Genomic DNA, 18888 nt, shown 5'->3' on the forward strand with positions numbered 1-18888 from the left:
AAGACATGCAGACCAAAATACTTCTTCAGGACAATCAGATCCCCAAACGCTGGTACAACGTGGCCGCCGACCTTCCAAGTGCCCCGGAGCCGATCATTCATCCCCAGACCATGAAACCGGTGGGACCGGAAGATCTGACCCCGATCTTTCCCATGTCGTTGATCGAGCAGGAAGTCAGCAGGGAGCGCTGGATCGACATCCCTGAGGAGGTGTTGAAGATTTATCAGTTGTGGCGCCCATCACCCATGTTCCGAGCCCACCGGCTTGAGGCGGCTCTCAAAACCCCCGCCCGGATCTACTATAAATATGAAGGGGTTTCGCCGGCCGGATCGCATAAGCCGAATACGGCCATTGCCCAGGCCTACTACAACAAGCAGGCCGGGATCAAACGGCTGGCCACGGAAACCGGTGCCGGCCAGTGGGGATGTTCCCTGGCGCTGGCCAATTCCTATTTCGGGCTGGAGACGACGGTCTACATGGTCCGGGTCAGCTATGAGCAGAAACCGTACCGGAAACATCTGATGGAGCTCTGGGGAGCCCACGTGATCCCCTCGCCAAGCCGTGTGACCGAGGTCGGGCGAAAGCTCCTGGAAAGGGACCCGGACACCTCCGGCTCCCTGGGAATGGCCATCAGCGAGGCGGTCGAGGATGCAGCGACCCACGGGGATACCAACTACGCCCTGGGCAGCGTGCTCAACCATGTCTGCCTGCATCAGACCGTGATCGGCCTGGAAGCGATCGAGCAGCTCAAGCAGGTGAACGATTACCCCGATGTCGTCGTCGGCTGCTGCGGCGGGGGCAGCAATCTGGCCGGACTCAGCTTCCCCTTTGTCCGGGACAAGATCAACGGCAAACAGATCCGCCTGGTGGCGGTGGAACCGACCTCCTGTCCGACCCTGACCAAGGGTGCCTACGCCTTCGATTACGGCGATACGGCCAAACTGACGCCGATCATCAAGATGTACACGCTCGGTCACGACTTCGTACCTCCAGGTATTCATGCCGGCGGGTTGCGCTATCATGGCGCCGGCGCCCAGGTGAGCCAGCTGGTTCACGAAGGACTTCTCGAGGCCGTGGCTCTGCCGCAAAATGCCTGCTTTGAGGGAGCGGTGCTCTTTGCCAGGACCGAGGGCATCGTTCCGGCGCCCGAGTCCTCCCATGCCATCCGCGCCGCCATCGACGAGGCGGTGAAGGCCAGGGAAGAAGGGCGGGAGCGAACAATTCTGTTCAATCTCAGCGGACATGGTCATTTCGACATGACCGCCTATGCCGCCTATCTTGGCGGCAAGCTGGAGGACTATGTCTATCCGGAGGAGCAGATTACCGCCTCCCTGGCCAATCTTCCGGTCATATCGTAAGGAGCGTTTTTTGGCAGTGCCCCGCGTTAAAATCTGCGGAATCACTTCGCGTGAGGATGCCCTGCATGCGGTCGATTGCGGTGCCGACGCCTTGGGGCTGGTCTTCTATACGAAAAGTCCGCGATATCTGAGTCCGGAGCGGGCGAGGGATATCGTAGGCCAACTGCCTCCCTTCGTCACCGCTGTCGGTCTGTTCGTCAATTGTCCGGGGGAGGAGATTCTTCGGACCGCTGTCTTCTGCGGTCTGTACACGGTGCAGCTGCACGGGGACGAGTCGCCGCTGGAGTGCCGCTTGGCACCTCTGCAGGTCCTGAAAGCCCTGCGGGTCCGGGACGAATCGAGTCTCGGCGGCCTCGACGACTACCCGGTCGGGACGGTGCTGCTCGATGCCTGGTCCCCTGCCGGCTACGGCGGCACAGGCCAAACCTTCAACTGGCAGCTGGCTGCCCGGGCCGCTCTGAACCGGCGCATCATCCTTGCTGGTGGCCTGACCGCGGAGAATGTGGCGGATGCCGTCCGCACCGTTCGCCCCTATGCGGTGGATGTTTCCAGCGGTGTGGAAAGCGCCCCCGGCCAAAAAGACCCCCGGAAAGTGGCGGCTTTCATTCGCAACGCCAAACGTGCCATGGAGTCATGAATGTATCAATTTCCCGATGATAACGGGCATTTCGGACAGTTTGGCGGCCGCTATGTCGCCGAGACTCTGATGCCCGCCCTCCTCGAGCTGGATGCAGCCTATAAGCAGGCCAAATCAGATCCGGTCTTTCAAGAGGAATTCGACTATTATTTAAAGGATTATGTCGGCCGGCCGAGCCCCCTTTACTTCGCTCGTCGTCTGTCCGAACACCTTGGCGGGGCACGCATCTATCTGAAGCGCGAGGATCTCAACCATACCGGGGCCCACAAGGTCAACAACACGGTCGGCCAGGCCCTGCTGGCCCGGCGCATGGGGAAAAAACGGGTGATTGCCGAGACCGGAGCCGGTCAGCACGGCGTGGCCACGGCCACGGTGGCCGCTCTGTTCGGCATGACGTGCGATGTCTTCATGGGAACGGAGGACATCCGCCGCCAAGCCCTCAACGTCTTTCGCATGAAGCTGCTCGGGGCAACCGTCACCGGTGTCACCAGCGGCACCGCGACGCTGAAGGACGCCATGAACGAGGCCATTCGCCAATGGGTGACCAGAGTCCGCGACACCTTCTATATCATCGGCACCGTCGCCGGTCCCCACCCTTATCCGGCCATGGTCAGGGATTTTCAATCGGTCATCGGCCGTGAAACCCGGCAGCAGATCCTGCAGGCCGAAGGGCGGCTTCCCGACGTGGCTGTGGCCTGCATCGGCGGGGGCTCCAATGCCATGGGATTGTTCTACCCATTTCTGGAAGAGAAGAGGGTTCGGCTGATCGGCGTCGAAGCCGCCGGCCTCGGCGTGGAAACCGGCAAGCATGCCGCCAGTATCGGCGCCGGGCGGGTGGGGGTGCTGCATGGGAACAAGACCTTTCTGCTGCAGGACGGGGAAGGTCAGATTGAACATGCCCACTCGATTTCCGCAGGGCTCGACTATCCCGGAGTCGGACCGGAACACTCCCATCTCCATGCGATCGGCAGGGCCGAATATGTGTCCATCAGGGACGACGAGGCTTTGGAGGCTTTCCGCCTGCTGACGGAGATGGAAGGGATCATCCCGGCGCTGGAAAGCTCCCATGCCGTAGCCCATGTCATGAAGCTCGCCCCGACTCTGCCGAAGGATTCGATTATTGTCGTCTGCCTTTCCGGCCGGGGCGACAAGGACATCCATACCGTGGCGGAAGCCATGAATGTGGAACTGAACTGACGGAATAAACTCGATGAAATTCAGCGAATTGAAGCTTCCCGATCCGGTCCGGCAGGGGATCGAGGCTGTCGGCTTTACCGAATTGACGCCGGTTCAGGAAGAGGCGATTCCCCTGGCGCTGTCAGGTAAGGACGTTGCCGCCCAAGCCCAGACAGGCACCGGCAAAACCGCCGCCTTTCTGATTTCCCTTTTCAGCCGGTTGTTGCAGCACCCCGGGGAGACCACTGACAATCCCCGTGCCCTGATCCTCGCGCCGACCCGTGAACTGGTCGTGCAGATTTGGGAGGATGCGAAGGGTCTGGGAAAATTCTGCCCTTTCAAACTGCAGCCGATCTTCGGCGGGCTCGATTACGAAAAGCAACGCCAGGCCCTCAGGGAGGGCGTGGACATCATCATCGCCACCCCTGGTCGATTGATCGATTACGCCAGACAGAACGTGTTCAAGTTCAACCGCATCGAGGCCCTGGTCATCGATGAGGCCGACCGCATGTTCGACATGGGGTTCATCAAGGACCTGCGCTTCATCCTGCGCAAACTGCCCCCCTTCGAGAAACGGCAGACCATGCTGTTTTCCGCCACTCTGTCCGGCCGGGTCCTGGAACTGGCTTATGAATTCATGAATCTTGCGGAAAAGGTCAGCATTGCACCCGACCAGATTACCGCCGAACGGGTGGAGCAGATCCTGTACCATGTTGGCCGCCGGGAAAAATTCGCTCTGCTGCTCGGTCTGCTGAAGAAGGAACCGGAGCCTCGCCGGGTTCTGCTGTTCGTCAATACCAAGCGGGAAGCCGAGCACCTGACCGGCAGACTCAAAGTGAATGATTTCAGTGCGGAAGTGATCTCCGGGGACATCCCGCAGAAAAAACGGATGCGGATCCTGAATGAATTCAAGGAAGGGCGAATCAACTACCTGGTTGGCACCGACGTTGCTTCGAGGGGAATTCATGTGGAGGATGTGACCCACGTTGTCAACTACGATCTCCCCCAGGATCCCGAAGACTATGTGCATCGTATCGGCCGCACCGCCCGGGCCGGGGCCAGCGGCAAGGCGATCAGTTTCGCCGATGAGGATACAGCCTATTATCTGAGTGATATCGAAGGATATGTCGGTTTCCGCATCCCTTCCCAATTCGCCGAGGAAGAGGATTTCTGCAACGCTTACAAGCGCTACGTCCCCCGGAAGAAGGCGCCCGTCAAGGAAGCCGAACGGCCTGCCGGCAAAGGGCGGCGACCCTCTTCACGGCGTTCCTCCAGAAACAAAGGGCGCCGGAAGCCCACCGGGGACAAGCCGGGTAATTAAGATAGGGATTTCAGGGAATTATAGGATCAATAGCAGGGCAGCCGGTCAGATGGCGCGCCATCCTTGAGGAGAAAGAATGGGACGCATTGAAGCGACCTTTGAACGATTGCGGCAACGGCGGGAAACCGGGCTGATTCTTTTCATTACCGCCGGTGACCCTGATCTGGACACCACCGAAAAATTGATTCACGCTCTGGTGGAGAGCGGTGCCGATCTGATCGAGCTCGGATTTCCCTTTTCCGATCCCATGGCTGATGGGCCGACCATCCAGGCCGCCTCCGAGCGGGCCCTGGCCGCAGGGGCCACGCTGGAGAAAATTCTGGAGATGGTATGCCGGGTGCGTCAGCACACCAATATTCCGATTGTCCTCATGGGCTATTACAATCCGGTGTTCAGTTACGGGAACCAGAAATTCGCAGCCGATGCCGCCCGGGCCGGCGTGGACGGGCTGCTGCTTGTCGACCTGCCGCCCGAAGAGGACCAGGAGCTCTATCAACCCCTGCAGAAGGAGGGGCTATGTCTGATCCGTCTTCTGGCTCCCACCACCCCCGCAGTCCGGATCGATTCTCTCGTTGCCCGGGGTGAAGGCTTCCTCTATTATGTGTCCATGACCGGGGTGACCGGCAGCCGGAAGGTCGACGCCGAAGCCATTGAACTCGAGGTCCGCGAGTTGAAAACTCGCTGCGATCTCCCGGTGGCTGTCGGTTTCGGCATCTCTTCCCCGGAGGATGCCAGGGCCGTCGGCCGTTTCGCCGATGCCGTTGTCGTTGGCAGCGCTCTGGTGAAAATTATCGCCGAACTGGGAACTTCGCCTGACCTGATCCCCCAGGCTAAAACCTTCGTTCGTGCTTTAAAAAACAGTCTTTCCTGATCGCCGGCGAACATCGCAAGGAATTTTCCCATACGAGGTAACAGATATGGCCTGGTTCCGCAAATCGAAGGCACCCATCGTGCCGGTAGAAACCAAAAAGATGCAGATGCCGGAGGGAATCTGGAAAAAATGCCCCAACTGCAATGAAATCATCTATGCCAAGGAGATCGAGCGGAATCTCAACGTTTGCCCCAAATGCGACTACCACTTTCGCATTTCGGCCCGGGAAAGGATCGCTTTGATTCTGGACGAGGGCTCCTTCCAGGAAATGGACGCGAAGATGAAATCCGTCGATTTCCTCGATTTCAAGGACAGCAAGCGTTACAAGGATCGCATCCGGGCGGCCATGAAAAGCAGCGGCAGCAATTCGGCCGTCATTTCCGGGGAGGGGACTATCCACCAGCTGCCGGTGGTGGTGGCGGTCTTCGATTTTCAGTTCATGGGCGGCAGCATGGGGTCGGTGGTCGGGGAAAAGATCACCCGGGCCATCGAGCGCGCCCTGGACACCCGTTGCCCCTGCATCGTGTTTTCTTCTTCCGGCGGTGCCCGGATGCAGGAGAGCATCCTTTCGCTGATGCAGATGGCCAAGACCAGTGCAGCATTGGCCCGTTTGAAAGAGGCCGGCATTCCTTTCATTTCAGTGCTGACCGATCCCACCACCGGTGGAGTGACCGCCAGCTTCGCCATGCTCGGCGACATCAATATGGCTGAACCCCGCGCCCTGATCGGCTTTGCAGGGCCGAGGGTCATCGAGCAGACCATCCGCCAGAAACTGCCGGACGGCTTTCAGAGATCCGAATATCTGCTCGAGCACGGCATGGTGGACATGATCGTGGCCCGGCAGGAGATGAAGGATCGCCTCGCCCAGATCCTGCGCATCTTTACCAAGAACTGAAACATGGACTATCGGGAGAGCCTTGCCTATCTCTACGGCCTCCAGCAGTTCGGCATCAAGCTCGGGCTGGACAATATCCGCGGGCTGCTGGACACACTGGCCCATCCCGAAAATCAATACCCCATCGTTCATGTCGGCGGCAGCAACGGCAAGGGTTCGGTTTCGGCCACCCTGGCCCGCATTCTGCGGGAAGCCGGTTTGCGAACCGGCCTCTACACCTCCCCTCATCTGCATTCCTTTACCGAGCGGATCCAGGTCGATGGCCGGCCCATTGACGAAAACGAGGTCGGGCGGCTGACGGAGTTCATCCGCCGGCATTGCCGGGAGATTCCCGCCACCTTTTTCGAATTCACCACAGCCATGGCCCTGCTGTATTTCCAGCAGCAGGCGGTGGATGTGGCGGTTATCGAGGTGGGGATGGGGGGCAGACTCGATGCCACCAATGCCGTTCATCCCCGGGTGACGGTGATCACCCCCGTCTGTCTGGATCATGTCGAACACCTCGGCGCTGATCTGGCAGCCATCGCCGGCGAAAAAGCAGGTATAATCAAGCAGCAGGTTCCTCTGGTCCTGGGCGCTCAGGACCCCGAGGCCCTGTCCGTTTTACAAGAACAGGCCAAAGTTCGCGGGGCGCCGGTTTTTCTTTTCGACCGCGATTTTTCGGTTTCGGAATCGCCGAAGGGTTTTTCCTATAAAGGTCTCGACCTTGCCCTGGAAGAGCTGGAACCGGGATTGCCGGGCCGCCATCAGTGGCAGAACATGTCCCTGTCCCTGGCCGCTGCCGAGCTTCTGCAGCGACAGGGGATGGTCCTGCCCGCCGAGGCTCTGCGCCGTGGCGTGGCCGGTGTCAGCTGGCCCGGTCGCCTCGAATGGTGGCGGGGCGGGGACCGTATGCTGCTCGACGGAGCGCATAACGAAGGCGGGGCCCGGGTCCTGGCCGACTACCTCCGTTCCCTTCCGGTCGGCGGCATTCGCTGGGTCGTCGGGATCAAGGCGAAAAAGGACGTCCACAGCATCTTCGCGTCTCTGCTGCCGCTGGTGAACGGCGTTTACGCAGCACCGGCGCCGGTTGATAGGCCGGTTGCGGCCGAAGAATTGAGGGCCCTCGCCGCTGAGGCCGGAGTTGCCGCAAAATCTTTCGAGTCGACGGGCGAGGCCCTCCAGGCCGCCCTCGCCGAACAACGGCCCGGCGAAATAATTCTGGTGGCCGGCTCCCTCTTTCTGGTCGCCGCCGCCCGTGATTTTCTATTGAGTCAGGAGGAAACCGGATCATGAACACCCGGGCGCTCACATGGGGGCAGATGCTCGCCCTTCTGGTCTGTCTGACAGGGATTGCACTGCCGGCGTCAGCGGAAAACGGCATCCGTGCGCAGTCCCTGCCTGTCGAGATCGAAGCCGACCAGTTGACCTACGACGAGGACTCCAGCACCTATCTGGCTGAAAGAGACGTGTTGCTGCGTCGGGGAGAGGACATTCTTCAAGCCGAGGAGGTGCGTTGGAACGAGCAGACCAACCGGGCGGCCGCTTATGGCGATGTCCGCTTGGCCGGTCCCGACGGCGTAGCGACCGGCACAGAGATGCAACTCGATCTGGCGGAGGGGACCGGCATTATCCGCAACGGCCATGTGTTGATTCGCAAGGATAATTTCCATATCTACGGTGACGAAATCGAGAAGACCGGCGAAGACACCTATCGGGTTGCGGACGGCACCTTTACCACCTGTGACGGCGAAGTCCCCTCCTGGAAATTCACTGCCAGTGAGGTCGATGTAACGCTCGAGGGGTTCGCCTGGGCCAAAAACGTTTTTTTTCATATAAACGACCTGCCGGTACTCTATCTCCCGATCTTCGGTTACCCGGTCCAGACCGAGCGGCAATCCGGCCTGCTGACCCCATCCGTCGGCTATTCGGACAAAGGGGGGAGCGAGCTGTCCCTGGCTTATTACCAGGTGATCGACCGTAATATGGACGCAACCTTCTATCTCGACTATCTTTCCCGCCTCGGTGTCGGGAAGGGTCTGGAATTTCGATATTTTTTCGGCCATGACAATGAGGGGGAGGCAAAGATCTATCATGTCAGCGGCCTCTCCGGCGAAGACGACCGCTTCGCTCTCGGGTGGCAGCACCTGGGGACCCTGCCCGCAGATGTACGGTTGATCGCCGATGTCACCTACGTCAGTGAAAAAGACTATTTTTCCGATTTCGGCGAAGCCGCGGGGGAATACAATCTCGATACCGCGGAATCCCTTCTGGCCGCGAGCCGGAACTGGGGAAAGAATAATCTGGCCGGGCAGGTCCGGTATGTCAAGGACCTGCGGGACAATGAAGATCTGGTCCTGCAGCGGCTGCCCGATGTGCGCTTCGCCGTGATCCGCCAGCGCATCGGCGATACTCCCCTGTATTATCGGCTGGATTCGGAAGCAGCTTATCTGTACGAAGACAACAATCCGCAGGACGAGAACCGGGAAGGGGGGCGCTTCGCCCTGCGTCCGGCCCTCTCTGCGGTCTTCCACCCCGGTGGAGTAATGGATCTGGTTTCTGAGGTAGCCTATCTGGGACGGTTCTATTCGGGTCACTTCGGTGAAGAAGCGGAAGGGGCCATCGATTTTTCGACCCGGCTTGCCAGCCGCTTCTCCCGGGTCTATGCGGTTGATGGAGACCGGATAAGAAAGATTCAGCATGTGGTTCAGCCGGAAATCGGATACCGCTACTCTCCTGCGGATATCTTCACCGACCTGCCCGGGATGACCGTCGAGGATTTCGCCGGCCGTCAGCACGTTACAACCGTCGGCGTGACCAACCGTCTCATTGCCCGGCTCGCATCGGCAGAGGGGCAGGTGGACACTCATGAATTTCTCTATCTGCGGCTGGCTCAGGAATTCAATCTGGATGCTTCAGGGAAAAATCTTCTGGTGCCCGGTCAGAGTCCTTCGGTGGATCATCTGCGGCTGGAACTTATCGTCCGCCCGACCCGAAGAACTTTTTTCGATGTCGATACCCGTTACGACGTGACCTCAGGAGAGGATTTTCTGGATTTCAACGCGGCGACCGGTATCCGCGACGCGCAGGGCAACAGCCTTTCCCTCTCCTACCGCTACGAGAAAGACGATCATGAGTACCTGGGTGCCGGAGTGCGAACCTCCTGGCTGAAGCCGGTGTATGTCGGCTATTCCCACCGCTACTCCGTCGATGGCAGCGAGGAGCTGGAAAAGGTTCTTGATATCGAGTACCGCGCCCAATGCTGGAGCGTTTTCCTGCTCTGGCGGGATCGCCGGGAGGATCAGGAAATTTCCATCAATTTCTCCCTGTCCGGCCTTGGTCGGGTCTGGGGCTGGGGAGGAAGCCTCGGCCCATAGGCTGATGAAAAAACCTCCTGTTTCTTTATGAAATAAATTTATTAATTTGTTGACGCTAAGGTTTGTTTATGTTAATCACAAACGAACCAGGGGTTGCGGCAGGGTGTCCTGCCACCGAACGTCAACTTCAATGAAAGAAACAAGGAGGCGGACCATGAAAAAATTGTTCACTATCTTGCTGGCCGGCCTGATGCTGGCCGCTCCCATGACCTTGCAACCGGCTTTTGCTGCAGCAAAGGCGAAGGCAGCTTCTGTTGAAAAGGTCAATATCAATACCGCGCCCGTGGAGCAGCTCCAGGAGTTGCCCGGCATAGGCAAGGTGGTTGCGGAACGGATTGTCGTCTACCGGACGGAAAACGGCTCCTTCTCCTCTCCGGAGGATCTGCTCAAGGTCAAGGGAGTAGGGAAGGGGGTTCTGAAGAAAATTCACGACCGCATTGTTCTGGAGTAACGGTTCAGGCTTTGCCTGCCAGGATTTAAATGGTAGTATCGCCAAAAAAGGTAATTGGCCACCAACATGCTTTTGCAAGAAAGCCCGGCAAAAGGTCCCAGTCGATGCCCGAAGAAAATCCAACACCCCGTGCCCGATTCAAAATGCCCCTGGTGCCCATGCTTCTCATCCTGATTATTCTCGGGGTTGCCCTGTTTGGAGAAAAGGGGATTCTTCGCGCCTTGCAGGCCAGCCGGCACAAAAGTGAGCTGGAAACCGAGCTGCAGCGTCAGGAAGAGCTGATTCGGGGTCTGAAAAAGGAAGTAGAGGCTTTGCGGTCCGACCGGGAATTCCTGGAAGGGATTGCCCGGCGGGAGCTCGGCATGGTCAAGGAAGACGAACTGGTCTACCAGTTTCCCAAAAACCCGACGGCGACCAGTCAGCCCAATCCTTGAAGGCATCACAAAGACAACGTTTCGTGGCCCCGGCTCGTGCCGGGGCCTTTTTATTATAGAGATTGCAGCACTCCTTGACAGGCAATGGAGTGAAAGGTACCATACCATGTTTTTAATCCCCTCTGGGGGCCGCAGGCTGGAAAATTCCTTGCGAAGACAGGCTGGCCGGGACAAAGATCGTCTTATCGAGAAAGAAATCTCATGAAAGAAAATCTGCGTGAACTCATTCTTAAGGCCCTGCAGCACTGCGTGGTGCGGGGAGCTTTGCAGTCGGATAAATTTCCAGAAATCGCTCTGGAAGTGCCCGCCCGTTCCGATCATGGGGACTTTTCCACCAATATCGCCATGGTGTTGGCCAAGGCGGAAAAGAAGGCTCCGCGAAAAATTGCCGAAGAACTGGTAGCGGCTCTCGGTGACGGCTCCGGTATCTGGGACCGGGTCGAAATCGCCGGGGCCGGCTTCGTCAATTTTTTTCTCAGCAACCGCTACTGGTTCGGGGTTCTCGACGAGGTGGTGCGTCAGGGCGCCCTGTTTGGCCGCAGCAGGATGGGAGCAGGGCAAAAGGTTCAGGTTGAATTCGTCAGTGCCAACCCGACCGGGCCGCTTCACATCGGCCACGGCCGTGGGGCGGCCACTGGAGATGCCGTGGCTGCCGTCATGGAGGCAGCCGGCTACGAGGTCCAGCGGGAATATTATATCAATGATGCCGGAAACCAGATGGATACCCTCGGTCGGTCCCTCTACCTGCGTTATCGGGAGCTGCTCGGCGACAAAATCGATTTTCCTTCAGACTGTTATCAGGGGGTTTACATCAAGGATCTTGCGGCCGAGGTTCTCGACCGGGAAGGGCGGCAGCTTCTGGAAAAGCTCGAAGAAGAGGCCATCCGCTTTTTCGCCGAATATGGTGGCGGCAAGATCCGGGACGGCATCGAGGACGATCTGCAGGCCTTCGGCGTCGGGTTCGATCGCTGGTACAGCGAACAGAGCCTCTATGACCGGGGCGAGGTGGAGCGGGGAATCTCCCTGCTCAAGGAACGGGGATTGACCTATGAAAAGGAAGGTGCCATCTGGTTCCGCACCACCGATTTCGGTGACGACAAGGATCGGGTCCTGGTGAGGTCCAACGGTGCCACCACCTACTTCGCCTCTGACGTCGCCTATCACAAGGAGAAGTATGATCGCGGTTTCGATCTGGTCATCGACGTCTGGGGCGCTGATCATCACGGTTATGTGCCGCGAATGAAAGCCGTACTGGCCGGCCTTGGGCGCAATCCGGACGATCTTAAGGTCATCCTGGTGCAATTGGTCAATCTGCTTCGCGGAGGACAACAGGTGGCCATGAGCACCAGATCCGGAGAATTTGTCACCCTGCGCGAGGTGATTGACGAGGTCGGGCGGGACGCATGCCGCTTTTTCTTCCTCATGAGGCGGTCGGACAGTCAGCTTGATTTCGACCTGGAACTGGCCAAGAAACAGAGTAATGAAAATCCGGTTTATTACGTACAATACGCACATGCCCGGGTTTGCAGCATCAACCGCAATGCCGACGAGCAGGGTCTGGAAATGCCTGCGCTGGGCGAGGTCGAGTTCGATCGCCTGATCCTGGAAGACGAGTTGGCGCTGGTCAAGTTACTGTCCCGGTATCCGGAGACGATCGAAGGTGCCGCCCGCTTCTGTGAGCCGCACCGCGTGGTGTTTTACCTGCAGGATCTGGCAGCCCGTTTCCACAGCTACTACAACAAGGGTCGGGTGTTGAGCGAGGACATTGAAACCAGCAAGGCCCGCCTTTACCTGATCAACGGCGTGCGCCAGGTGCTGGAAAATGCTTTGTTGCTTCTCGGGGTTTCGGCGCCGGAAAGAATGTAAAGAGGGAGGTTCCGTCATGGCTCGTCAGGTGGTCTCACGCACCCAACGTCGCATGGAAAAGAGACAGGCTCTGGTTATGCTGGCCCTGCTGCTGGTGGCCTGTCTGGTCAGTTTTTCATTGGGGGTTATGGTCGGCAGGGGAGGAAGCCGGGATGTCCTGGTTACCGAACAGATCCCGCAGGAAAAACCGGCCGTGGCAGCCCAGGCTGAAGAGGGTTCCGCTCTACAGGGCGGACCCGCAGAGGAACCTGAAAGTGGAGAGCTGACCTTTTACGATACCCTGCCCCAGGGCCAGGAAAATGCTCTGGGGAGCGGTATCAATCTTCCTCCTGTGGAGGAAGCGAAACCCAAGGAGCAGCCCGCCGAAAAAACCGTCGCCCAACCCGTAGTCAAGCCTGTGGCCAAAGACCCGGAACTGCCGGCTGAATTGGGGCCGCTTGCAGAGCGCCTTTTGCAGGAAAAGCCGGTCGCTCCGAAACCGGCGGCAACTTCCACCGGCAGCTATGTGATCCAGGTCGCCTCCGTCAACGAAAAACAGGGTGCCGAAGGCTTGCGCGCACGTATGGCCGCCAAGGGTTATCCTGCCTATGTCGAGCAGGCCGATCTCGGGGCAAAAGGCGTCTGGCATCGCGTCTTCGCCGGTCCCTACGGCAGCAAAGAAGATGCCGAAAGAGTGGTTGCGGCACTGAAGGCAGACAAGATCTCCTCGGCCCCGCTGTTGAAAAAAAAGTGATTGCGAAAATTCTTGACAGGAGAAGCAAATGGATCTATAGTTCGCTTCTCATGACGCGGGGTGGAGCAGTTCGGTAGCTCGTCGGGCTCATAACCCGAAGGTCGCAGGTTCAAATCCTGCCCCCGCTACCAAAGAAATCAGGGACTTGCAGCAATGCAGGTCCCTTTTTGTTTTGCCTTGTACACTATTTTGTTCACCTGCTCAAGCTGAAACGGAGGTATGGTATGGTTCGTATCGGCGAACACCAGCAATACCTTCTTGGGCGGGGGGTGCCTCTTGCCTGAAGTTTTTTTGGGAGGGAAAGATGAGCGATGACAAGAGATCGATCCATGAATTCGATTTCAGCCTGATCTGTGAATATTACGCGTATCTGGAGCGACAGGGGCCAGGCAGTCCTGATGTCACCCTCAAGGCACTCAGCTTTATCGATAATCTCAACAATGAATCAAAAATTGTCGACCTGGGCTGTGGAACCGGTGGTCAGACAATGGTGTTGGCTCGACATGCGCCCGGGCAGATTACAGGCATCGATCTGTTTGCCGATTTTATTGAGATATTCAACGCCAATTGCCAGACCCTCAATCTTCAAGACAGAGTATCCGGCATTGTTGGCTCAATGGACAAACTTCCCTTTCAGCAAGAAGAGTTGGACCTGATCTGGTCGGAAGGCGCCATCTACAATATCGGGTTTGAGCAAGGCTTGAAGGAATGGCATGGATTCCTGAAGAAGGGGGGATTTGTCGCCGTTTCGGAAGCCTCCTGGTTGACTGAGGAACGCCCCGCCGAAATCGATGCGTTTTGGAAGGACGCTTATCCGGAAATCGATGTCATTTCTCGAAAAGTCGAACAGATGCAGAAAGCCGGCTATGTTCCCATGGCCACCTTTGTGTTGCCGGAAAACTGCTGGATCGATAATTTCTACATGCCGCAGGTTTGGGTCCAGGAGAGATTTCTGAAAAAACATTCAGGCAATAAAACGGCAGAAGAACTCGTTGAAAATCAGCGGCATGAAGCGGAGTTGTATTATAAATACAAAGATTTTTATGGATATGTTTTTTATATCGGAAAAAAGATTTGAGATGGGAAGGAATGCATTATGTTCTATAAAGCCAATGAAGATGAATACAAGCAGGTTCTGCCGGGAATTCGATTAAAAACACTGGTTTATGGAGAAAAAACGCTTTTTTCAGAATTCAGAATGGAAGCCAATAGCTTACTGCCACGGCATAACCATCCCCATGAGCAGACCGGTTATTTAGTGGAGGGGAGGATCCGTCTCAGGATCGGAGAACAGACATTCGATGTCGGCCCGGGAGACAGCTGGTGTATACCCGGAAATATGGATCATAGCGCGGAAATAGTGGAAAAATCCGTGGCGATCGAAGTTTTTTCTCCAGTTCGGGAAGATTATCTTCCCGAGAAATAACCTTTAACCTGGGTCAGACTGTTCTGTCTGCCTTTGGGACCAGCGCCATTGAAGGCTGGGTTTGCCGAAAGAGCGGTTGAGTTGATCCGGAGAGAAGGGGATGTCGTAGAACTCCCGGTAAAAGAGTTCCGCTTCCCTGAGAACATCGAATTCGAAGCGATCGGGGTGGAAAACGTTGGCCAGGTACAGCAGGCCGATGATCCAGCGGGGGCCGCCGAAATCGCTGCCGGGCAAAGGCGGGGTGTGGATGCGGCCCTGACGGACCGCCTCGACGTCCAGCCCGAGGCGCTGGCACTCTTGCCAAAAGTCCTCGACCGGGCTGGAGATGAAAGAGGAAATCAGCATGACTTCCGGGTTCAGCTTGCGTATGACCTCAGGGACGATGCTCATGCCGGGGCGGCCTTTCAGCTCCAACTGCTGGTTGACGCTGTCGCCGCCAGCAATGGTCACCAGTTGATTCTCGAACCGCTCGCCCTTGATGGCGAACAGCGGTGTGCCCATGGCGTAATACACCCGCGGCTTTCGGCCGATCCCTTTCAGCCCCTGAACCACCGCATCCAGACGTGTCCCGATGTAATCGATCAGTCTGCCGGCCTGGCTCTGCCGCCCGGTCAATTCTCCGAAGCGGCGCAGGGTGGCCAGATATGAATCGGGTTTTTGAATAGCCTGATGCAGTTCCCGCAGGTTCTCTTTTCCAAGCACCCTCTCCCATATGCCGACCACTTCCTCGGGGTCTTTCACGCCCAGAGCGATCAGCATCGCCTGGACGATTTCGAGCGCCCGGGTAAACGGGTAGCCGCCCTGGAAGTCCCCTTCCCGGAAGTTGCAGCATGCCGCCTCGCCGCGCAGATCGAGCGCTGCCGGACCGTGCATGCACCGCTCGTCGTCGACGGCCAGCAGCCGGGCTCCCATCGGACCGTAAAAATCGCGCCGAATCAGGACGTCCCCGCATTCAGGACAGCGACTGTGGAGTTGAGCGCTGCCGGGTGAATTGAACAGGTAGACATGCCGCAACAACGCCCGCAGATCCTCGACCAAATCCTCCGATTCGCGAATCGTGGGTTCCCAGGCGGGATCGGCCGCTTCCAGGGGGATGTAGCGCATCACCTGCAGGGGGATGGCGGGGGAAACCTCGGCGACCCGATGGGCCAGCTCCAGCAATTCCCCTTGATTGTCCCGCCGGTGCATGCAGGCCACTTCCACATGCACCCCGGCCTCGTGCAGCAGGCGGATGTTGCGCAGCACGGGTTCCGGCGATCTTCCGCCGCAGGCCCGATAGGACGGCTCGTCCAGCCCCTTGACGCCGATGTTGACGAAATCGAGCAGCGGCAGCAGTCGAGCCAGAGAGGTCTCGGTAAAGTAGCCGTTGCTGGCGCAGCCGACCAGCAACTCCGCATCCCGGGCGGCGCGGGCGACCCGCAGAAAGGTTTCGAAGTTGGCCAGGGGGTCGTTCATCAAAAAGGAGATGCCCCGGCAATCCTGCTGCAGGGCGAGGGCCGTTACCTCTTGCGCATCGAGTTTTCGCAGCATGTCGCTGGCAGGATTCATCTCCTTCACGATGACGGTGGAGATGCAGCCGGAACAGTCGAAATTGCAGCCGACCGTGCTGATCTGCAGAAATTTGCCGCCCGGATGGAAGTGCAGCATCGGCATGGTTTCGATGAGAATCGGGCAGACGATCAGGTAGCGGTCGGGATAGATTTCCTCCATGGCGCCGTTGCTGCCCCGGTATTGGCCGCAGGCGCCGGTTTGGCCTTCCGCAACCTGGCAGCGGTTTTCGCAGATGTCACAGATCATGCGGTCTCTCCTTCTGCGGCCGAAAGCCCGCCACTCGATTTGCAGAACACGGCCCAGATGCCGGAAAAATCCTCGACGATTTTGAAAGAGGGGACGCCCGCGTCGCGCAGAGCGTTTTCGAGAAACTCCGCATGCAGCCAGCGCGCCCGCTTCTCCGGATTGTCCTTGCGCGCCCAGCCGGGCCGCAGGCGGGAGATCTCCTCGGGGCTCTGGTAACGGCTGAAGCCGCCGCCGATCACGGCGAGACCGTTCGGCCGCAGCACCCGATAGATTTCCCGAAAGGCGAGGGCGTGGTCATCCCAGAAAGGTATGGACCCGCGGCTGATCACAAAAGAGGCGAAACAGTCCGGGAGGGGGAGGGAATGAACGTCCCCCTGGCGCCATTGAAAGCGTTTTTCCTCCAGGCCGTGGCGCCGGACATTTTCGTCCGCCAGAGCCAGGGCCGCCGGATTGAGGTCGATTCCCACCAGCTCCAGGTCGGTGAGTTTGGCCAGTTCGATCAGCATCGGGCCGCCGCCGGTGCCGATATCCAGGCAGAGCCCCCGGGTTACGCCATAGTCCTCCACCATCTGCCGAGCCAGCAGTGGGTAGGTGCCGGCGAAGGGGTGATCGGAATCGTAACGATAAAAAGCCAGAAGGTCCTTCTGGTTTTGGTCGGCCCCGTTTTCTTCCGCGACTTTTGTCATTCGACTGCTCCTGTCCATCCTGTTTATCCCGCGACATGCCCGCCGCTGTTCAGCAGGGTCGGAAAGCACGCCTTGCGGTCCACTCCTTCGCCGATGTGCAGCACCTTTACCACGATGCCGTAGGCCTGTTCCAGGTTCTCCCCGGTGACGACCTCATCCGGTCTGCCCTGGTGGACCATCCGTCCCCGGTCGAGGATGGCCGCCTCCGTCGCCGCAATGAAGGCGTGGTCGGGGAAGTGGGAGGCCATGAGGATGCCGATCCCCTGTTCGGCGAGGGACCGCACCACGCGCAGGATGCGGACCTGGTTGCCCATGTCGAGATGGGAGGTGGGCTCGTCCAGGATCATGACCCGCGGCTGCTGGGCCAGGGCCCGCGCGATCAGGGTCAACTGCCATTCACCGCCGCTGAGCATGGTGCAGGGGCGATCGGCAAGGTGGCCGATGCCCACCGTCTCCAGCGCGGCGAGGGCGATTTCACGGTCCTTGTGAGTGGGGGAGGAGAAGACGTTGAGATGGGGTGCCCGGCCCATCACCACGATGTCGTGCACCAGGAAGGGGAAGGGGGATGCCTGGGTCTGCGGAACGTAGGAGATAGTTTTGGCCACCTCGGCCGGCTTCAGGCGGGACATGTCCCTGCCGTCGAGGAGGATCGAACCTTGCCAGCCGTGCAGGATGTTGCTGACACATTTGAGCAGGGTGGATTTGCCGGTGCCGTTGGGACCCAGCAGGCAGAAAACATCGCCGGAGGAGACCGTAAAGGAGACATCGCGGAAGATGGCTCCCGCCTCGTCTTCCCCGTAGCTGAAGGCCAGCTTGTCAACGCTGATCAGAGGTTTCTTCATCGTTTACCACCCCGAACGGTTTTTGCGCAGCAGGTAGGCGAAGATGGGTGCGCCCACCAGTGCGGTGAGAATGCCGATGGGGATTTCCATCTCCATGGCCGTCCGGGCGATGGTATCCACCGCCACCAGGTAGCAGGCCCCCACCAGAACCGTGACCGGCAGGAGGATCTTGTTGTCCGGCCCGGCGAGGATTCTGCCGATGTGGGGGATGACCAGCCCGATCCAGCCGATGATGCCGCCGATGGAGACGGCCGCTGCGGAAATCATGGTGGCGCAGAGGATGACGGTCGCCCGGATGCGCCCTGTGTCCACGCCGAGCGCCCGGGCATCCTCCTCGCCCATGCTCAGCAGGTTGATCCGCCAGCGGATGAGGAGTAGCACGGTCATGCCGAGCAGGATGATGGGCGCCACCACGACCATGTCACGGTTTGACGCGTTGTTGAGCGAGCCGAGGAGCCAGAAGATAATGGAGGGCATTTCGTTGACCGGGTCGGCGACATACTTGATGAGCGAGGTGCTGGCGGAGAAAAGGGCGCCGACGATGATGCCCGAAAGGACCAGCATCAGAACCGGCGTCGACCGGTAGACCCGGCTCAAGCTGTAGGTCAGCAGCACCGCGAGCAGGCCGAACAGGAAGGACAGGATCTGCACGGCGAGAATGTGGCCGAAAAAGAGGATGGCGATGGCCGCGCCGAGACCCGCGCCGGCCGATACGCCGAGAATGTGAGGCGAAACCAGGGGATTGCGGAACAGCCCCTGGAAGGCGGCGCCGGAGATGGAAAGCCCGGCCCCCACGAGCATGCCGGCCATAAGCCGGGGAACCCGGACATCGAACAGGATCGACTCCAGGATCGGGGACCAGGTTCGTTCGATCGGCAGTACCGCGGAGGCGAAAATTCTGAAAATCAGATCGGGGCCGATCTTCAACTGGCCGAGCATCAGGGAGGTCGAGGCCACGGCCACCAGCAGGAGGGTCAGGATCAACAGGAGTCTGCGCGGATCGGCCTGGCGGACTTTATTGTGCGAGGAATGCATGCCC

General features: G+C 58.8%; 18 protein-coding genes and 1 tRNA gene. 15 read left to right on the top strand and 4 right to left on the bottom strand.

The genetic code is table 11. From position 1 onward, the window contains the following. Nucleotides 1-5: 5 nt before the first annotated feature. From R2940_01535 to R2940_01605, 15 genes are all read left to right on the top strand, one after another. Entirely contained in the window at nt 6-1358 is a 1353-nt protein-coding gene (locus tag R2940_01535; GenBank protein MEZ4598452.1) for a TrpB-like pyridoxal phosphate-dependent enzyme, read from the top strand. Nucleotides 1359-1374: 16 nt separating this feature from the next. Then, the gene (locus R2940_01540; GenBank protein ID MEZ4598453.1) at nt 1375-1995 is read left to right on the top strand and encodes a phosphoribosylanthranilate isomerase; all 621 of its coding nucleotides are present in this window, start codon (nt 1375-1377) and stop codon (nt 1993-1995) included. Further along, the gene (gene trpB, locus R2940_01545) at nt 1996-3192 is read left to right on the top strand and encodes a tryptophan synthase subunit beta (GenBank protein ID MEZ4598454.1); all 1197 of its coding nucleotides are present in this window, start codon (nt 1996-1998) and stop codon (nt 3190-3192) included. It abuts the gene before it with no gap. Nucleotides 3193-3205: 13 nt separating this feature from the next. Beyond that, the gene (locus R2940_01550; protein ID MEZ4598455.1) at nt 3206-4492 is read left to right on the top strand and encodes a DEAD/DEAH box helicase; all 1287 of its coding nucleotides are present in this window, start codon (nt 3206-3208) and stop codon (nt 4490-4492) included. A gap of 76 nt (nt 4493-4568) precedes the next feature. Beyond that, nucleotides 4569-5363 carry a tryptophan synthase subunit alpha gene (gene trpA, locus R2940_01555; protein MEZ4598456.1) on the top strand — a complete coding sequence of 265 codons (795 nt, stop codon included), beginning with the start codon at nt 4569-4571 and terminating at the stop codon, nt 5361-5363. 46 nt (nt 5364-5409) lie between these two features. Then, on the top strand, nt 5410-6258 hold the full coding sequence (accD, locus tag R2940_01560; GenBank protein ID MEZ4598457.1) for an acetyl-CoA carboxylase, carboxyltransferase subunit beta: 849 nt from the start codon (nt 5410-5412) through the stop codon (nt 6256-6258). A gap of 3 nt (nt 6259-6261) precedes the next feature. Then, nucleotides 6262-7533, top strand: coding sequence for a folylpolyglutamate synthase/dihydrofolate synthase family protein (locus R2940_01565; GenBank protein ID MEZ4598458.1), 1272 nt, complete (start codon nt 6262-6264; stop codon nt 7531-7533). Beyond that, the gene (lptD, locus tag R2940_01570; GenBank protein ID MEZ4598459.1) at nt 7530-9614 is read left to right on the top strand and encodes an LPS assembly protein LptD; all 2085 of its coding nucleotides are present in this window, start codon (nt 7530-7532) and stop codon (nt 9612-9614) included. The genes R2940_01565 and lptD overlap by 4 nt, the downstream gene beginning before the upstream one ends. Before the next feature lie 154 nt (nt 9615-9768). Beyond that, nucleotides 9769-10065: a helix-hairpin-helix domain-containing protein gene (locus R2940_01575; GenBank protein MEZ4598460.1), complete on the top strand. Its 297-nt coding sequence runs from the start codon at nt 9769-9771 to the stop codon at nt 10063-10065. Between the two features lie 104 nt (nt 10066-10169). Beyond that, the gene (locus R2940_01580; GenBank protein ID MEZ4598461.1) at nt 10170-10499 is read left to right on the top strand and encodes a septum formation initiator family protein; all 330 of its coding nucleotides are present in this window, start codon (nt 10170-10172) and stop codon (nt 10497-10499) included. A 201-nt stretch (nt 10500-10700) separates the two neighbouring features. Further along, entirely contained in the window at nt 10701-12365 is a 1665-nt protein-coding gene (argS, locus tag R2940_01585; protein MEZ4598462.1) for an arginine--tRNA ligase, read from the top strand. 16 nt (nt 12366-12381) lie between these two features. After that, nucleotides 12382-13098: an SPOR domain-containing protein gene (locus R2940_01590; protein ID MEZ4598463.1), complete on the top strand. Its 717-nt coding sequence runs from the start codon at nt 12382-12384 to the stop codon at nt 13096-13098. Nucleotides 13099-13152: 54 nt separating this feature from the next. After that, nucleotides 13153-13229 (top strand) — tRNA-Met (locus R2940_01595). A 173-nt stretch (nt 13230-13402) separates the two neighbouring features. After that, nucleotides 13403-14176 (top strand): class I SAM-dependent methyltransferase, encoded by a 774-nt coding sequence (locus R2940_01600; protein MEZ4598464.1) that lies wholly within the window; start codon nt 13403-13405, stop codon nt 14174-14176. A gap of 18 nt (nt 14177-14194) precedes the next feature. Beyond that, complete coding sequence (locus R2940_01605; protein ID MEZ4598465.1) at nt 14195-14524, top strand: cupin domain-containing protein; 330 nt, start codon at nt 14195-14197, stop codon at nt 14522-14524. Nucleotides 14525-14527: 3 nt separating this feature from the next. On the opposite strand, the gene R2940_01610 is transcribed toward R2940_01605, so the two are convergent. From R2940_01610 to R2940_01625, 4 genes are read right to left on the bottom strand one after another with little or no spacing between them, the layout of a single operon-like run. Continuing rightward, on the bottom strand, nt 14528-16321 hold the full coding sequence (locus R2940_01610) for a radical SAM protein (GenBank protein ID MEZ4598466.1): 1794 nt from the start codon (nt 16319-16321) through the stop codon (nt 14528-14530). Continuing rightward, nucleotides 16318-17007: a class I SAM-dependent methyltransferase gene (locus R2940_01615; GenBank protein MEZ4598467.1), complete on the bottom strand. Its 690-nt coding sequence runs from the start codon at nt 17005-17007 to the stop codon at nt 16318-16320. The genes R2940_01610 and R2940_01615 overlap by 4 nt, the downstream gene beginning before the upstream one ends. A 23-nt stretch (nt 17008-17030) precedes the next feature. After that, complete coding sequence (locus R2940_01620) at nt 17031-17849, bottom strand: ABC transporter ATP-binding protein (protein ID MEZ4598468.1); 819 nt, start codon at nt 17847-17849, stop codon at nt 17031-17033. A 3-nt stretch (nt 17850-17852) separates the two neighbouring features. Next, nucleotides 17853-18884 (bottom strand): iron ABC transporter permease, encoded by a 1032-nt coding sequence (locus R2940_01625; GenBank protein MEZ4598469.1) that lies wholly within the window; start codon nt 18882-18884, stop codon nt 17853-17855. Between the last annotated feature and the right edge of the window lie 4 nt (nt 18885-18888).

The sequence above is a fragment of the Syntrophotaleaceae bacterium genome (genome assembly GCA_041390365.1).
Taxonomy (GTDB): domain Bacteria; phylum Desulfobacterota; class Desulfuromonadia; order Desulfuromonadales; family Syntrophotaleaceae; genus JAWKQB01.

Coding starts and splice junctions, on each gene's coding strand:
- R2940_01535 (MEZ4598452.1), top strand. CDS start 6: ATGCAGACCAAAATACTTCTTCAGGACAATCAGATCCCCAAACGCTGG.
- trpB (MEZ4598454.1), top strand. CDS start 1,996: ATGTATCAATTTCCCGATGATAACGGGCATTTCGGACAGTTTGGCGGC.
- R2940_01550 (MEZ4598455.1), top strand. CDS start 3,206: ATGAAATTCAGCGAATTGAAGCTTCCCGATCCGGTCCGGCAGGGGATC.
- trpA (MEZ4598456.1), top strand. CDS start 4,569: ATGGGACGCATTGAAGCGACCTTTGAACGATTGCGGCAACGGCGGGAA.
- accD (MEZ4598457.1), top strand. CDS start 5,410: ATGGCCTGGTTCCGCAAATCGAAGGCACCCATCGTGCCGGTAGAAACC.
- R2940_01565 (MEZ4598458.1), top strand. CDS start 6,262: ATGGACTATCGGGAGAGCCTTGCCTATCTCTACGGCCTCCAGCAGTTC.
- lptD (MEZ4598459.1), top strand. CDS start 7,530: ATGAACACCCGGGCGCTCACATGGGGGCAGATGCTCGCCCTTCTGGTC.
- R2940_01575 (MEZ4598460.1), top strand. CDS start 9,769: ATGAAAAAATTGTTCACTATCTTGCTGGCCGGCCTGATGCTGGCCGCT.
- R2940_01580 (MEZ4598461.1), top strand. CDS start 10,170: ATGCCCGAAGAAAATCCAACACCCCGTGCCCGATTCAAAATGCCCCTG.
- argS (MEZ4598462.1), top strand. CDS start 10,701: ATGAAAGAAAATCTGCGTGAACTCATTCTTAAGGCCCTGCAGCACTGC.
- R2940_01590 (MEZ4598463.1), top strand. CDS start 12,382: ATGGCTCGTCAGGTGGTCTCACGCACCCAACGTCGCATGGAAAAGAGA.
- R2940_01600 (MEZ4598464.1), top strand. CDS start 13,403: ATGAGCGATGACAAGAGATCGATCCATGAATTCGATTTCAGCCTGATC.
- R2940_01605 (MEZ4598465.1), top strand. CDS start 14,195: ATGTTCTATAAAGCCAATGAAGATGAATACAAGCAGGTTCTGCCGGGA.
- R2940_01610 (MEZ4598466.1), bottom strand. CDS start 16,321: ATGATCTGTGACATCTGCGAAAACCGCTGCCAGGTTGCGGAAGGCCAA.
- R2940_01615 (MEZ4598467.1), bottom strand. CDS start 17,007: ATGACAAAAGTCGCGGAAGAAAACGGGGCCGACCAAAACCAGAAGGAC.
- R2940_01620 (MEZ4598468.1), bottom strand. CDS start 17,849: ATGAAGAAACCTCTGATCAGCGTTGACAAGCTGGCCTTCAGCTACGGG.
- R2940_01625 (MEZ4598469.1), bottom strand. CDS start 18,884: ATGCATTCCTCGCACAATAAAGTCCGCCAGGCCGATCCGCGCAGACTC.